Source organism: Luteibacter sp. GL_149 (assembly GCF_057834065.1).
In genome coordinates, this window is sequence record NZ_CM174395.1 from 3,688,550 (window position 1) to 3,702,809 (window position 14,260).

The window sequence follows — 14,260 nt, forward strand, 5'->3', positions numbered from 1 at the left end:
TCCGGACGACCGTGACGGCCCGCTTGTCGTCACGCAGATAGCGGACGAGACGCGACGCCGCACCCGACGCCGCCGAAGCCGCTTCTCACAAGAGGAGGGTCGCATCGTGTCGCACGTCACGGAACGCATCCGCAGTCTCGCCCTTGCCGGCCACGCGGGTGCCGGCAAGACCACGCTTTTCGAAGCATTGCTTCACGCCGGCGGCGCCATCGCAACGACCGGAACCGTCGAACGCGGCAGCACGGTGTCCGATTCCGATCCGCAGGAAAAGGCCCGAGGCCATTCCATCGATTCGGCCATCGCGAGCATCGAGCGCGACGGCTTCCGTTTTCACCTCATCGACACACCGGGATATCCGGACTTCCGCGGTCCCGCGTTCGCGGCCCTGACCGCCGTGGATACGGTGGCCGTTGTCGTCAATGCCGCCAACGGGATCGAACACGGCACGCGAACCATGATGAACCACGTCAGGGAACGCGGTCTCGCATGCATCGTCATCGTCAACCGTATCGACGTCGAGAATATCGATCTGAAGGGTGTGGTGGATGCGCTTCGCGAGGAATTCGGCGACCGCTGCCTGCCTGTGAACCTGCCCGCGACGCAGGGCCATTCGGTACGCGACGTGTACTTCCAGACACGCGGCGAAAGCGATTTTTCATCGCCCGACGAAGCGCATCGCCATATCATCGACCAGGTCGTCGAGATAGACGACGAGGTCATGGAACATTTTCTCGAAGGTGGAGAAACATCGCTCACAGCGGACGAGCTTCACAACGCACTGGAACATTGTCTGCGCGACGGGCACCTCGTTCCGATCTGCTTTACCAGCGCACGCGACGGCATAGGTGTGCCTGAACTCCTGCAGCTTATCGAACGCATCCTGCCCTGCCCCAAAGAGGTCAATCCGCCGCCCTTTCTGGACGGAAAAGACACACCGGTCGACGTGCTTGCCGACCCCGCGCGACATGTAGTCGCCGACGTTTTCAAGATCGTCAACGATCCGTTCGTCGGCAAGCTGGGCATCTTCCGCGTCTATCAGGGCACCGTGCGCAAGGACGCCCTGCTTGTCGTCGACGACGGACGCAAGCCCATCAAGGTGGCGCATCTGTTTCGACTGAAGGGCAAGGAACACGTCGAGATCGACGAGGCATTGCCCGGCGATATCGCCGCGGTGGCGAAAATCGACGACGTGCATTTCGACGCCATCCTGCACGACGCCGCCAACGGCGAACGCATCCATCTGGCGTCGGTGGCTTATCCCCAGCCGATGTTCGGTCTGGCCGTCATACCCGCGCATAAAGGACAGGAACAGAAACTCTCCCAGGCCCTCGCGAAACTTGCGGAAGAAGACCCCTGCTTCCGCGTCGAACACCACAAGGAACTGAACGAGACCGTTATTCGCGGGCTCTCCGATCTGCACCTGAAACTGATGCTCGAACGGATGAAGGCGCGTTACGACGTCGACGTCACGACGCATCCGCCGCGCATCGCCTATCGGGAAACGATCGGCGGCGCGGCGGAGGGCCATCACCGGCACAAGAAACAGACCGGAGGCGCGGGTCAGTTCGGCGAAGTATTCCTGCGCATCGAACCCCTGGGACGTGGCGAAGGTTTCGTGTTCGCAGACGAAACCAAGGGCGGCGTGATCCCCGGTCAGTTCATGCCCGCGATCGAGAAAGGCGTCCGACAGGCGCTGGATGGCGGCGCCGTCGCGGGATACCCGATCCAGGATCTTCGCGTGATCGTCTACGACGGCAAGCACCATCCGGTCGACTCGAAGGAAGTCGCCTTCGTCAGCGCGGGCAGGAAAGCGTTCCTCGATGCGGTCGTCAAAGCGCATCCGCAGGTACTCGAGCCCATCGTCGACCTGGAAGTGTCGATACCGGAACACAACGTAGGCGATGTGACAGGCGGCCTTGCGGCCAAGCGTGCCCGCATTCTCGGCACGGATGCGCTGCGCGGCGGCGAAATCGTCATCAAGGCGCAAGTTCCCCTGGCCGAGCTGGACGACTATCCGATCGAACTGAAAGCCATGACGGGTGGCCAGGGTCGTTACGCACTGGATTTCAGCCACTACGAACCGGTGCCCCCGGTGGTGCAACGCAAACTCACCGAAGCGTGGAAACCCCACGCGGACGACGACTGACGGTCGCACGTCCCGATATTCCGCTCGCTGGTGGTGTGGTTAATGAGGAGGAAAGAAAGTATGAGTCGCGCATTCGTCAAGGAAAACGATAGCCCCGAGGCCCTGCCGGACACGCCGGTCAGCGAGCATCCGAACTACGTGACACCGCGTGGTCTGGAAGGCTTGCGAGCGCGACTCGATAGCGCGCTCCGCCACCGCGCCGCGCTGGCGGCGGAACCGGAATCCGTCGAGAAGCAGGCGTCGCTTGCGCCGCTCGATCGCGATATTCGCTGGTTGCAGGCACGCGTTTCCGGGGCGATCGAAGTGAATCCGGCCGAACAGCCGCGCGATCACGTGGCATTCGGCGCGACCGTCACCGTGCGCGACGACGACGGCGAGCGGCGCTATCGCATCGTCGGCGAGGACGAAGCGGATGCGGAGCAAGGCAGCGTGAGCTATCTCTCGCCGCTGGCGCACGCGCTGCTCGGCGCACGCGTGGGCGACGAGGTGCTGTGGAAACGCCCGGCCGGCGACCGGCATATCGAAATCGTGGCGGTCAACTACGAATAAACAGCGCGGCCTCCCGTTGTAGGAGCCCGCTTGCGGGCGAAAGCCAACAGGGTGAGGAAGCCTGATGCTCACCTCCGCGAGCCCGATCTATGGGCTGCGGATGTCACGCACATCTCCAACGCTTCGTTGGCTTTCGCCCGCAAGCGGGCTCCTACAACGAGGAGCTGACTCAGGCGGCCTTGCGCTTCGGCTTCAGCATCGTGCCGATGCAGTTGGACGAACCGCAGCGGCAAGCCCAGAGTTTCTTGAGGCGCGCGGTATGCGGCATGTCCAGCACGATGCCGTAGTCGTAGGTGAGTTCTTCGCCCGGCGCGATATCGCGGATGGCCTCGATCAGCACACGATCGCTCTTCGACGGCTTGCCGTCGACGGCTTCCTCGATCAGCGCCTGGCAGTTGGGATCGCAGCTATGGTTGATCCAGCGCGCCGTGTTGCCATGGCTGTTGCCGTCGACAATGAATTTGTCGTTGAGCGTGAACAGGAAGGTATGACCTGTTTCGCCGCCGTCGCCATAGCGCTTGTCCGCCTGGGCATGGGTGATGCGGTCGCCCTTGTATTCGATGATGTCATCGCCGGCTTCGATGTGCGCTGTGGCGAAAACGCCGTTGCCGTGAATGGGGGAGCGTCGTGCGGCGATACGTCGGGACATGTGTTTACCGGGCTGGAAGTACGGATGGGGTCGGGTCGTGATGATGCCTGCTGGCATCGCGATTGGGAACCGCGCTTGAAGCGGCGTTTCAAACGGGCCACTCGCATCGACAGGCTACCTCATGCGAACATCGAACGGTTGTTCGAGCAGCCGCCGTCCCACGTTATACACAGGTCGACCCCGCGCCCATGAATCGCTCGCTTCCACTCCGCTGCGCGATCGTCGCGCTGATGCTGCTAGTCGCCGCCTGCGGCCCGGCAAAGAAAAGCGTCTTCCCACCTTCCGTCACGCTGCAGGAAGTGCATGCGAAACCCGGTGGGGTGTGGCACATCGTCCTGCGCCTGCGCAATAACAGCTATGGCGGCATGTCCTTCACGAATTTCCAGGGGCAGCTGCGCGTCGGCGACATGGGCGCCGTGCTGCTCGACGCCAAGCTGGACCTCGATATCCCTTCGTTCGCCGCCGATGTGGCGAATGTCGACATTCTTCCCACGGCCGACATGTCCGCCGCCCTGGCCGCCCTTGCGGCCAAGGGCAGCAGCGGCGCGCTGCCTTACACGCTTTCCGGCAGCGTGACCGGTCTTCCGGAACAGGAAAAGAAGCCGCGCACCTTCGAGGTGCACGGCAATAACTGGCTCTCGCCGGTTCCCGGCATTCCCGACACCTATCGCTCGCCCTGAGCGCGCACATCCAGGACTCACCATGACGATCTATAAAGCCCCGCTCGATGACATGCGCTTCGCGCTCTACAACGTGCTTGGCGCCGAAAAGGTACTGGCCGGTCTCGAAGGCGGCGGCGACCATAACCGCGAACTGATCGACGCCGTGCTCGACGAAGCGGCGCGCTTCAACGAGCAGGTGCTGGCACCGCTGAACGCATCGGGCGACGAAGAAGGCTGCCACTACGACAAGGCCACCGCATCCGTCACCACGCCGAAGGGCTTCAAGGAAGCCTATCGCCAGTATGCGGACGGTGGTTGGGCCGGTCTCACGGCACACGAAAAATTCGGCGGCCAGGGCCTGCCGCACGTTCTCGGCGCGCTGACTAAGGAAATGATCGACTCGGCAAATATTGCCTGGGGCATCTATCCCCTGCTCTCGCAGGGCGCCACGGACGCGCTGGAACACCATGGTGACGCATGGCAGCAGGACACCTTCCTGAAGCCGCTGGTCGAGGGGCGCTGGACGGGCACGATGTGCCTCACCGAACCCCAGGCCGGCTCTGACCTCGGCCTGCTGAAGACGCGCGCCGAACCCAATGGCGACGGCAGCTACAAGGTCAGCGGCACCAAGATCTTCATCAGCGCCGGCGATCACGACTTCGCCGAAAACATCGTCCACCTCGTGCTGGCCCGCCTGCCCGATGCGCCGGCCGGCAGCCGTGGCATTTCGATGCTGGTGGTACCGAAATTCCGGGTGAACAAGGATGGCTCGCTCGGCGAGCGCAACAAGGTGGCCGCCGGCGCCATCGAACACAAGATGGGTATCCGCGGTTCGGCGACCTGCGTCATGAACTTCGACGATGCCGAAGGCTGGCTGATCGGCCCGGCGCACAAGGGCCTGATGGCCATGTTCACCATGATGAATGCCGCCCGCCTCGCGGTAGGCATCCAGGGCCTGGCCATTTCCGAGCGAGCCCTTCAGAACAGCCTGAACTACGCACGCGAGCGCCTGCAGATGCGTGCGCTCTCCGGTCCGGTCAATCCCGACAAGCCCGCCGATCCGCTCACCGCGCACCCGGACGTGCGTCGCATGCTGCTCACGCAGCGCGCGTTCGTCGAAGGCGGTCGCGTACTCGCCGCCTATGCGGCGCTGCAAAGCGATATCGAAACGCGCGGCACCGACGAGAACGAACGCAAGAAGGCTGGCGAACTGCTCTCCTTCCTGATCCCCATCGCCAAGGGCCTGCTCACCGAAGCGGCGCAGGAATGCACGAAGGAAGCCCTGCAGATCTTCGGCGGCCACGGTTACATCGCCGAGCACGGCATGGAGCAGTTCGTCCGCGACGCGCGCATCATCACGCTGTACGAAGGCACCACGCAGATCCAGGCGCTGGATCTGCTGGGCCGGAAGATCATGCAATTGCAGGGGGCTGGTCTTAAGCACTTCCTCGGCGAGATTTCCGATTTCTGCCACGCCCATGCCAGCGACGAAGCCCTGGCGCCCTTCATCGGTCCGCTTGCCGTCGCCGCGAAGGGCTGGGGCGATCTCACCCAGGACATCGCCAGGCGCGCCGCGGGCAATCCGGAAGAACTAGGCGCTGCCGCCGTCGATTATCTGTATTACTCCGGCTACGTGACACTGGCCTATTTCTGGGCCCGCAGCGTACTGGCGGCGTCCGTGGCCGGCGTGCCGGCCGCTGTCCGTCAGTCCAAGCGCGACACGGCAGGTTTCTACTTCGCCCGCATCCTGCCCCGCATGCACATGCACAAGGCGGCGATCGACGCGGGCGTGGCAACGCTGCCCGAAGTCATCTGATTCCCCACGTCCGATGGCCGGGTCATACCGTCCATCGGACGTCGGGGACTTTCGTCCGACATGACGAAGGTGTAGAAACGGGCGTTCCAGAGCCATTCGCCGCAACGGTATCCGCACGATGAGCGATCCAGCGTTTCCGATCCGCCTGGCTGAAGGCGACGACGACGACTTCATCCTTGAGCAGGTTCCCCGCTTCGTCGACTTCACGCTTCCCACCTGGCGTCGACGCAACGAGTGTATCGAGGGCATCCGCAAGGACCTCGTCCATCATCTGGACGACCAGCCGCCCAATAGCTTCCTGTTCGTCGCCGAGAACGAAGACGGCGATCGCGTCGGCTTCATCCACCTGCAAAAAACGCAGGACTTCTTCAACGGCCGCACCAACTGCCACATCTCGGACATCGCCGTGGCCGAGGAATACGAGAGCCAGGGCGTTGGGCAGGCCCTGCTACGCCATGCCGAAACCTGGGCTCGCGAACACCGCTGCCAGTTCGTGACGCTGGCGGTATTTCCCGGCAACGAACGTGCGCGGGCGCTGTACGAAAGCAGCGGCTACGGCGAGGACCTGATGCGTTTGGCCAAGCCCGTTTCGCGATAGCGCACGCCTCTCCTTGCAGGAGCCCGCTTGCGGGCTCCTGCAAATGAAAAAAGGCCGCCCAAGGGCGGCCTTTTCGTTGAACGCTGCGCGGACCTATCAGGCCTGCACGGCTACCTCGGCCTTCTCGCGCACGTCGAGGCGTGCGGCAAGACGGTCGATGTTGGCCAGCGACACCAGGTGTGCGTAGATCCAGCCGAACGCGCCTTCCTTCAGGAACTCGTGCGCAACCTTCTCGTCGAGCTGGCGAAGCTTCTCTTCGTTGATCACGAAGAGGCCATTGAGGTTGATGCCCTTGCCGTCCTTCTGCAGGGTGATGGTGCGCGGCTCGAGCAGGTTGTGCTCGCGCAGCTTGCCCATGAACCACTGGGTGCGGGCGACATGGTCCTGGAATTCGCCGAGGAAGTTCACGGCGTTGGTCAGGACCGGCGCGTCGGTGCCGTCTTCGTTGAAGAGACGCTCGCCTTCGGTCGGGTTGAAGCCTTCGTAGCCTTCGTCGAGGAAGACGGTGAAGTCGTCGCCCTCGGTGCCGACCGGCTTTTCGGCCAGCACGAACGGGTAGCGGCGAACGAAAGCCGGGATATAGATACCCTGCTCCCAGAAACCGTTATCGCCGATCATCAGGTTCTCGCCCTGACGAAGGCCCAGCAGCGCCATCGGACCCGCGTCTTCCACGGCATTGCCGGCGAAGAGGATCGGGAAATCGCGCGCGGCCGGAGCGAACTCGACACCGGTCAACGGTACGGAGTGCACTTTCTCGGCGAAACGGACGTTGTTCACGGCCTTCAGACGCAGGTCGCGATGGGTCGTACGGTTAAGAGGAACCGGACGCTCGTAGAAAAGCACTTCTGCCACGTTGTAACCCTCAGGCCCGCCGCGCCTGGGAAGCCACCCCGGCCCCCCTTCCAAACCCGGCCGGGCTCAGCTATCGAACGCCCACTATATCAGCGGGAAGGCCGTCGGACAGCCCCGCAAGATCCGTACCGTTGCGACTGCGAAACGTAGCAAAAGTGGGCTATGCTCGGGCTGTCGGCCCCCTTTACGGCGGAGCCGACCGGGTATTTACCCGGTTCGCACGGAGTTCGCTTTGCTGGAACGCTCTTTCGCTGATACGAAGGACGAGACACAGATGCTGATGGAAGTGCCACCTATGGAGACACCTCAGGTCGCCGCCCTGCATGCGACGAGGGTGCTGTCCCTCGACGCGGCTGGACGTATCCTGGACTGGATCAGTTGGCAGGACGCCGTCTGTCTGTACGTGCGCGGCGCCGTTGCCTGGACCCTTGGCGAGGCCTGTCTCACGGTCCACGGCGGTACCAACCGCCTCAGTGGCAACCAGAGCACCCTCCAGCTACACCCCATCGTCGCCAGCACCGGCCATTGCCGCGAGCACGCGATCGACCCCGCCCCGGCCCTGACCAATACCGCGCTGTTCGCCCGCGACCGCCATATCTGCCTTTACTGCGGCAGCCAGTACACCCGCCACGAACTCACCCGCGACCATGTGATGCCCCTCTCCAAACGGGGTGCGGACGAATGGGAGAACGTGGTCAGCGCCTGTCTGGCCTGCAACCTGCGCAAGGGCAACCGGACGCCGACCCAGGCCAATATGCCCCTGCTCGCGGTGCCTTACCGTCCCAGCTGGGTCGAGCATCTGATCCTTTCCAATCGCAATATCCTTACCGATCAGATGGAATTCCTGGTCAGCCACCTGCCGAAAAACCGCCGTCCGGCATGATCCGACGGGGCTTGCCCCCGCCTGTTCACGATTTCTCCCTTGCCCGGCCCGGCGCGTCGGCGAACAATACGCACTATGACCGACCTTTCCCGCTACCCCTACCTGGCGCAGATCGACTCGCCGGAGGATCTCCGGCGCTTCACGGAGAACGAACTGCCCGCGATCGCCGACGAGCTTCGCGGCTACCTGATCGAGGCCGTAGCCTCGTCGGGCGGTCATTTCGGCGCGGGGCTTGGCGTGGTCGAGCTGACCGTCGCCCTGCACCATGTCTTCGAGACACCGCGCGACCGGCTGGTCTGGGACGTCGGACATCAGTGCTACCCGCACAAGATCCTTACCGGCCGACGCGACCGGATCACCACGATCAAGAAGAAAGAGGGCCTGGCCCCCTTCCCGCGTCGCGAGGAAAGCGAGTACGACACCTTTGGCGTCGGCCACTCGTCGACCTCGATCTCCGCCGCACTGGGTATGGCGATCGCCGCGCAGCGCAAGGGCGACCATCGCAAAGTGGTCGCCGTGATCGGCGACGGCGCGATGACCGCCGGCATGGCCTTCGAAGCGCTGAACCACGGTGGCGATGTCGAACCCAACATGCTCGTCATCCTCAACGACAACGGCATGTCGATCAGCGAGAACGTCGGCGCGATGACCAAGATGATGGCGCGCGCGATGTCCAGCCGCACGCTCAACGTCTGGCGCGAGCGTGCCAAGCGCGCCATTCCGAAGCAGTCGCTGTTCGGCCGTTTCTTCAAGCGCTGGGAAGAACACGCCAAGGGCATGTTTGTCCCGTCGACGCTGTTCGAAGAACTGGGCTTCCATTACACCGGCCCCATCGACGGCCATAACCTGCCCCAGTTGCTCACCGCGCTGAACACGGTCAAGGACCTGCCCGGCCCACAGCTGCTGCATGTCATGACCACCAAGGGCAAGGGCTACGAGCCCGCCGAGAAGGCGCAGATCGAATACCACGCCGTCGGTCCGTTCGATCCGGTGGCCGGACTGGTCAAGAAGGGTGCGCCGGCCAAACCGACCTATACCGATATTTTCAGCGACTGGCTTTGCGACATGTCCGCCGCCGACGATCGTCTGCTGGGCATCACCCCGGCGATGCGCGAAGGCTCGGGGCTGGTTCGCTTCTCGAAGGAATACCCGCAGCGCTATTTCGACGTGGCCATCGCGGAACAGCATGCCGTGACGCTTGCCGCGGGCATGGCCTGCGAAGGCGCCAAACCGGTCGTCGCGATCTATTCCACCTTCCTGCAGCGCGCGTACGATCAGGCCATCCACGACGTGGCGCTGCAGAATCTGGACGTCACCTTCGCGATCGATCGCGCAGGCGTCGTCGGTCCGGACGGCGCCACGCATTCGGGTAGCTTCGATCTGTCGTTCATGCGCTGCCTGCCGAACATGGTGATCATGGCGCCAGCCGACGAAGCCGAGTGCCGGACCATGCTCACCACCGGTTTCCGTTACAACGGCCCGGCCGCGGTGCGCTATCCGCGCGGCACGGGTCCGGGCGCCGTCATGCGCGAAGAACTGGATATCTTCCCCATCGGCAAGGCCGAAGTGCGCCGTCGCGGACACCACGGGCTGGCGATCCTTTCGTTCGGCACGATGCTCGCGCAAGCCTCCGTCATCGCGGCGGAAGTCGACGCGACACTCGCCAACATGCGCTTCGTCAAACCGCTGGACGAGGAACTGATCCTCGAACTCGCACGCACGCACAAGGCCTTCGTCACGATCGAAGACAACGCCATAGCAGGCGGTGCCGGCGCAGGCGTCGCGGAGCTGCTCGCCGCTCGCGGCGTGACGCTACCCATCCTTCACCTGGGCCTTCCGGACGTCTATCTGGAACACGGCAGCCGCGAGGAAGTGCTGACCATGGCAGGCCTCGACCTTCCGGGCATTCGCTCCGCCATTCGCACGCGGTTTCCGCAGCATGTCGCAACGGCAGTAGCCAGCGCAGGCTAACCACTGCCGGCCATGCGGCTGTGAGCGCGGGTGCGCAACACAGCCGCAACGTCACTGGGCGGTACCGGTTTCCGCGTGGGTCAATGTCTCCCACAAATAGTGGAACTGGCCGTGGGTCGGACGTCGCTCCGGTAGCCATCGACTCGTTTCCGGCAAACTGGCACCCAACCGGTTTACGTAGTGGTTGTAGCCAATTTCGAACGTGCCACTAAGATCGCCCTTGAGTACGCCACCGCATATCCATGCGGGCACGTCGGCGCTCTTCAGGCCAGAGTGATATTCCATCGTCGCTATCAGTCTCTCCGGCTCCTCGCCGTAAAGATCGATTCCCTGGATACGCGCCGTCTCGGCTACGTTGATAAGACCGGCGATGCCATAGGCATTGTGTTCAAGGTCGCGGCAGGTTTCCTTGGCATGACCGGCTACGAACACCGACTGCCCGTACCAGCTTGCAATAAGTTCGTCTCCGACCTTCGGACACATCGCCGACGTTAGCGGAACGACACCATCCTTCGGCAGATAGATGCTGGTCTTGATCCGGTCGCGCCAAAGATTCACGGCCTCATCGAAGGCCCGCCTGTCGTTGAGGAAAATCGCGATATTCGCCCTGGCCTCGATAGCGCTCGTCTGCCAGTTGAATTCGTTGCATCGGCCCATTCGGGCGATGTCGGGAAGATACTGTTCGCGCAGCATGCGTGAGAATGCGTCGATATCGTTATCCTGCCACTCGCCGGAGGTATAACGAACGATCTCCGCAGCCCGCGGCCAGAGCTGCGCGGACCAGGACGCCTGCAACGGTGCATTGGTATTTGTGTGCCCCCCACGCAATGTCCGGGACCAGGCATTCATAATGTCGATCGCCTTGCGGGCGTGCCTTACGTCACCCAGATATGCCCATAGCAGCGCATGGGTATATGCCGCTTGCGCATCCCGCCATTCGTCGGTGCAACCGTAATCGGGTTTCGAGTAAGGCCCGCACTCTACCGTGGACCATGCATTCGGAATGTACTCGAGGCTACCGAGATCGGAATCCCGCGCCTTCGCCAACGCACTCAACGCGAGCGGATTACCTTCGGAAATATGCCGACGAACGATGTCAAGCTGCTCATTGCCCACCAGAATACCGGGATGCGTAAGCGCAGGTGAAACACCGCTCGCGCATGCACATGTCGCGACGACGAACAGCGCGACTCCGTGGAAAATTTTTCTCATATTTCGATTCCTTGTGCGGCGAAAGCGCCGACAAGGAAGTTATGCGCGGAGAAAGATGTCCGCCAGACGGCAAGAAGGGATCGCGCATAACTCCTACCGAAGCCGTCGGACTCGCCTGTGCGGGATACTGCCGCCCTATTCCGGAATCGATCGCCCACCGCTGACGCGATCACGCGCTTCAATATCCTGCGCGGTGAAAATAGCGATGAAACCCGCGCTCTCGAGCAACGCACGCACAACAGGCCCCTGCCTCCATCCATGCTCAATGAGCAGCCAGCCGCCCGGCAAGAGTCGCGCGAGGGCACCGTCGACTATGCGCCGTATGTCATCGAGGCCATCCGTCCCGGAGGCCAGCGCCGTTACCGGCTCGAAGCGCAGATCGCCTTCGCCGAGATGCACATCGCCCGCTTCGATGTACGGCGGATTGCTCACCGCGATATCGAAACGTTCCCCAGCAACAGGCTCCCACCAGCTTCCGAGTCCGAATCGCACGCGCTGCAAGCCCAGCCGCTCCGCATTGCGCTTCGCTACATCGAGGGCAGCCGCACTGGCGTCGACCGCGACGACGCGGGCATCCGCTCGCTCGCTGGCGATGGCCAGCGCGATCGCGCCGCTGCCCGTACCGAGATCGATTACCGCGGCGTTTTTCGGCATGCGCTCGAGTGCCAGTTCGACGAGAAGCTCGGTTTCCGGACGCGGGATCAGCGTGGCGGGAGTCACTTCAAGCGACAGCGACCAGAAGCCCCGTTGGCCCATGATGTAAGCCACGGGTTCGCCGCCTGCCCTGCGCTTTGTCAACTCGTGAAAACCTGCGATCGATGCGTCCGCGAGCACGTCGTCGGCATGGGCGAACAGCCATGCCCTCCCGACGCCAAGCACATGGAGCAGCAGCAGCTCCGCCTCGAGTCGGTCGCCGAGCAGGATGGTCGCGTCGCGAAGCAGGGTTCGCACATCGGTGGCGGGGCTGGATGCGTTCATTGCCGGAGAGTTTAGCAATCCCGGCCCGCACAACCCCTAAACTGCCCAAATGACCCCGCCTTCATCGCGTCCATGGCGCTTCGCGTCGATCGCCCTCGGCATCCTGCTGCTGTCCGGCTGTCACGGCTTTTTTTACGGAGCTGTCAATGCGCGACAGGCCTCGGGTGGCGTTGTCCAACAACGCAACATCGTATTCGACCGCACGACAGGCCTCGCGCTGGACGTCTACTCGCCGGTCAATCCGATCCATGCACCGGTTGTGGTTTTCTTTTACGGCGGCAGCTGGAAGAACGGCAATCGCGCGTGGTATCGCTGGATGGGCGAAGCGCTCGCCGCTAAAGGCATCGTCGCCATCGTGCCGGACTACCGCCTCTGGCCCACGGTGCGCATGGATGGATTCATGCGGGACGGCGCCCATGCCGTTGTCTGGGCGCGCGACCATGCCGCGTTCTACGGCGGTGACCCGCGTTCGTTATTCGTGATGGGCCATTCCGCGGGCGGCCAGATCGCCGCACTGCTGGCGACCGACGCGCGATGGCTGGGCGAGGTCGGCATGAAGCCGCGCGACCTGGCCGGCTTCATCGGTCTGGCCGGCGCTTACGACTTCCTGCCCCTGGACGAAGACGACTATGTCGACATGTTCGGCCATACCGCTGCCGAACAGGCGCGTTCGCAACCGATCCATTTCGTCGACGGCGACGAACCGCCGATGCTATTGCTGCAAGGCGAGAGCGACGGCATCGTAGAACCATCCAACGCCATTTCGCTGGAAGGACGCATGCGCGAGCAAGGCGAACCGGTCGACGTACGCATGTATCCCGGCACGGGCCACATGGGCCTGCTATTTTCGTTCGGACCATGGACCGGCAAGTCGACCGCCCTGCCCGATACCCTTTCGTTCATCCATGCGCACGTCACGCACTGACGATTATTTTGCCTGCATCGTCGTCCGGCCTTCGGCGTTGCCGCCGCGCGCCGCGTCGAGGATTTCGGGATAGGGATAGTGCAGACCGAGCAGCTGACGCATGTCGGAACTGGCGGCGTCGACGAACGACGATGGCAACGCCGCGGGAATATTCTCCATCGGTTTGACCCATTTGGGCAGGTACTGAATCAGGATCGCCGAACGATCGGCGCGCGAATGATTGGGCATCGCGCAATGCCAGACCGCGCCGAAGAAAACGACCGTATCGCCAGGTTCGCCCAGCATGCGTTCGCAGCGATCGAAGAAGCGGTCGCTTTCGTCGGGATAACGAAGGCTGCGCTGCGAACCGGGTACATAAGCCGTCGCGCCGGTTTCTTCGGTAAACGGATCGAGCATGATCGTCGCCTGCGCATTCAGCGGAAACGACGAATTCAGCCGCACCGGATGGGTTTGCGGCGTGTGGTAGTCCCAGTAGGGATAATCGATGTGCGGCTCCTGCCCCGGGCCGCCGGGAAGAATGCGATTGGCCGCGATCGAACCCATGATGAACTCCGTGCCGAGGAACGCGCGCATCGTCCGCATCAGTGCCGGATGCGCCGCCATGCGCGAGAAAACGTCGCCTTTCGCCAATAGGTTCCACACGCGCCTCTGAAGACTGAGCTTGCCTTCGCGTTCCGCGGCCCCCTGGAAATGCGTGACCTTGGCGGCCTCCGCATCGCCACTCGACTCGCGCATGACGATCTCGCGCGCTTCGGCGATCTCATCGGCGCCGAACAGACCGCGCAATGTGATGGCGCCAACTCCCTCCAGCAATTCACCCACGATCGTATCGGTATCCAGGTCGTCGACCGTAAAGATCCGAGGCGAGACAAGCGGACGGCGAGAGGGGACGGACGCGTTCATGAAGGAGACTCCTGCCTTGGGCGGCGATGGATGGATGTCGATCTCGGCATCCAAGCTAGGCCTTTTTGCAAGCGCTTGCAAATTGCAGTGCAGCATCCGTAGAGTCGACCCGTCAC

Annotated in this window: 13 protein-coding genes; 8 read left to right on the plus strand and 5 right to left on the minus strand. The window is 63.1% G+C overall.

Annotated elements, in window-relative coordinates; translation table 11 throughout:
• Window positions 1-106 precede the first annotated feature (106 nt).
• Window positions 107-2,146, plus strand: coding sequence for an elongation factor G (gene fusA, locus AC3IR3_RS16335; RefSeq protein WP_489193659.1), 2,040 nt, complete (start codon window positions 107-109; stop codon window positions 2,144-2,146).
• Between the two features lie 60 nt (window positions 2,147-2,206).
• Window positions 2,207-2,695 carry a GreA/GreB family elongation factor gene (locus tag AC3IR3_RS16340; RefSeq protein WP_489193661.1) on the plus strand — a complete coding sequence of 163 codons (489 nt, stop codon included), beginning with the start codon at window positions 2,207-2,209 and terminating at the stop codon, window positions 2,693-2,695.
• A gap of 169 nt (window positions 2,696-2,864) precedes the next feature.
• Here the strand turns inward: AC3IR3_RS16340 and AC3IR3_RS16345 are convergent, their stop codons facing one another.
• Window positions 2,865-3,344: an SET domain-containing protein gene (locus AC3IR3_RS16345; RefSeq protein ID WP_489193663.1), complete on the minus strand. Its 480-nt coding sequence runs from the start codon at window positions 3,342-3,344 to the stop codon at window positions 2,865-2,867.
• Between the two features lie 188 nt (window positions 3,345-3,532).
• Between AC3IR3_RS16345 and AC3IR3_RS16350 the strand changes: the two genes are divergently transcribed.
• From AC3IR3_RS16350 to AC3IR3_RS16360, 3 genes are all read left to right on the plus strand, one after another.
• Window positions 3,533-4,024 (plus strand): hypothetical protein, encoded by a 492-nt coding sequence (locus AC3IR3_RS16350; protein ID WP_489193665.1) that lies wholly within the window; start codon window positions 3,533-3,535, stop codon window positions 4,022-4,024.
• Window positions 4,025-4,046: 22 nt separating this feature from the next.
• Window positions 4,047-5,822, plus strand: coding sequence for an acyl-CoA dehydrogenase C-terminal domain-containing protein (locus tag AC3IR3_RS16355; protein WP_489193667.1), 1,776 nt, complete (start codon window positions 4,047-4,049; stop codon window positions 5,820-5,822).
• A gap of 118 nt (window positions 5,823-5,940) precedes the next feature.
• Window positions 5,941-6,420 carry a GNAT family N-acetyltransferase gene (locus AC3IR3_RS16360; RefSeq protein WP_489193669.1) on the plus strand — a complete coding sequence of 160 codons (480 nt, stop codon included), beginning with the start codon at window positions 5,941-5,943 and terminating at the stop codon, window positions 6,418-6,420.
• Between the two features lie 96 nt (window positions 6,421-6,516).
• On the opposite strand, the gene AC3IR3_RS16365 is transcribed toward AC3IR3_RS16360, so the two are convergent.
• Window positions 6,517-7,272: a SapC family protein gene (locus tag AC3IR3_RS16365; RefSeq protein WP_489193671.1), complete on the minus strand. Its 756-nt coding sequence runs from the start codon at window positions 7,270-7,272 to the stop codon at window positions 6,517-6,519.
• Between the two features lie 274 nt (window positions 7,273-7,546).
• Here AC3IR3_RS16365 and AC3IR3_RS16370 point away from each other — a divergent pair, with 274 nt between their 5' ends.
• Window positions 7,547-8,155 carry an HNH endonuclease gene (locus AC3IR3_RS16370; RefSeq protein WP_132144671.1) on the plus strand — a complete coding sequence of 203 codons (609 nt, stop codon included), beginning with the start codon at window positions 7,547-7,549 and terminating at the stop codon, window positions 8,153-8,155.
• Window positions 8,156-8,230: 75 nt separating this feature from the next.
• The gene (gene dxs / locus AC3IR3_RS16375) at window positions 8,231-10,126 is read left to right on the plus strand and encodes a 1-deoxy-D-xylulose-5-phosphate synthase (RefSeq protein WP_489193673.1); all 1,896 of its coding nucleotides are present in this window, start codon (window positions 8,231-8,233) and stop codon (window positions 10,124-10,126) included.
• A 51-nt stretch (window positions 10,127-10,177) separates the two neighbouring features.
• Here dxs and AC3IR3_RS16380 read toward each other — a convergent pair whose 3' ends face one another.
• Window positions 10,178-11,338 (minus strand): alginate lyase family protein, encoded by a 1,161-nt coding sequence (locus AC3IR3_RS16380; RefSeq protein WP_489193676.1) that lies wholly within the window; start codon window positions 11,336-11,338, stop codon window positions 10,178-10,180.
• 135 nt (window positions 11,339-11,473) lie between these two features.
• Window positions 11,474-12,316 carry a peptide chain release factor N(5)-glutamine methyltransferase gene (gene prmC, locus AC3IR3_RS16385; RefSeq protein ID WP_489193678.1) on the minus strand — a complete coding sequence of 281 codons (843 nt, stop codon included), beginning with the start codon at window positions 12,314-12,316 and terminating at the stop codon, window positions 11,474-11,476.
• Between the two features lie 49 nt (window positions 12,317-12,365).
• On the opposite strand from prmC, the gene AC3IR3_RS16390 reads away from it, so the two are divergent.
• Entirely contained in the window at window positions 12,366-13,241 is an 876-nt protein-coding gene (locus AC3IR3_RS16390; RefSeq protein ID WP_489193679.1) for an alpha/beta hydrolase, read from the plus strand.
• A gap of 3 nt (window positions 13,242-13,244) precedes the next feature.
• On the opposite strand, the gene AC3IR3_RS16395 is transcribed toward AC3IR3_RS16390, so the two are convergent.
• The gene (locus AC3IR3_RS16395; RefSeq protein ID WP_489193680.1) at window positions 13,245-14,144 is read right to left on the minus strand and encodes a phytanoyl-CoA dioxygenase family protein; all 900 of its coding nucleotides are present in this window, start codon (window positions 14,142-14,144) and stop codon (window positions 13,245-13,247) included.
• Window positions 14,145-14,260: the final 116 nt, after the last annotated feature.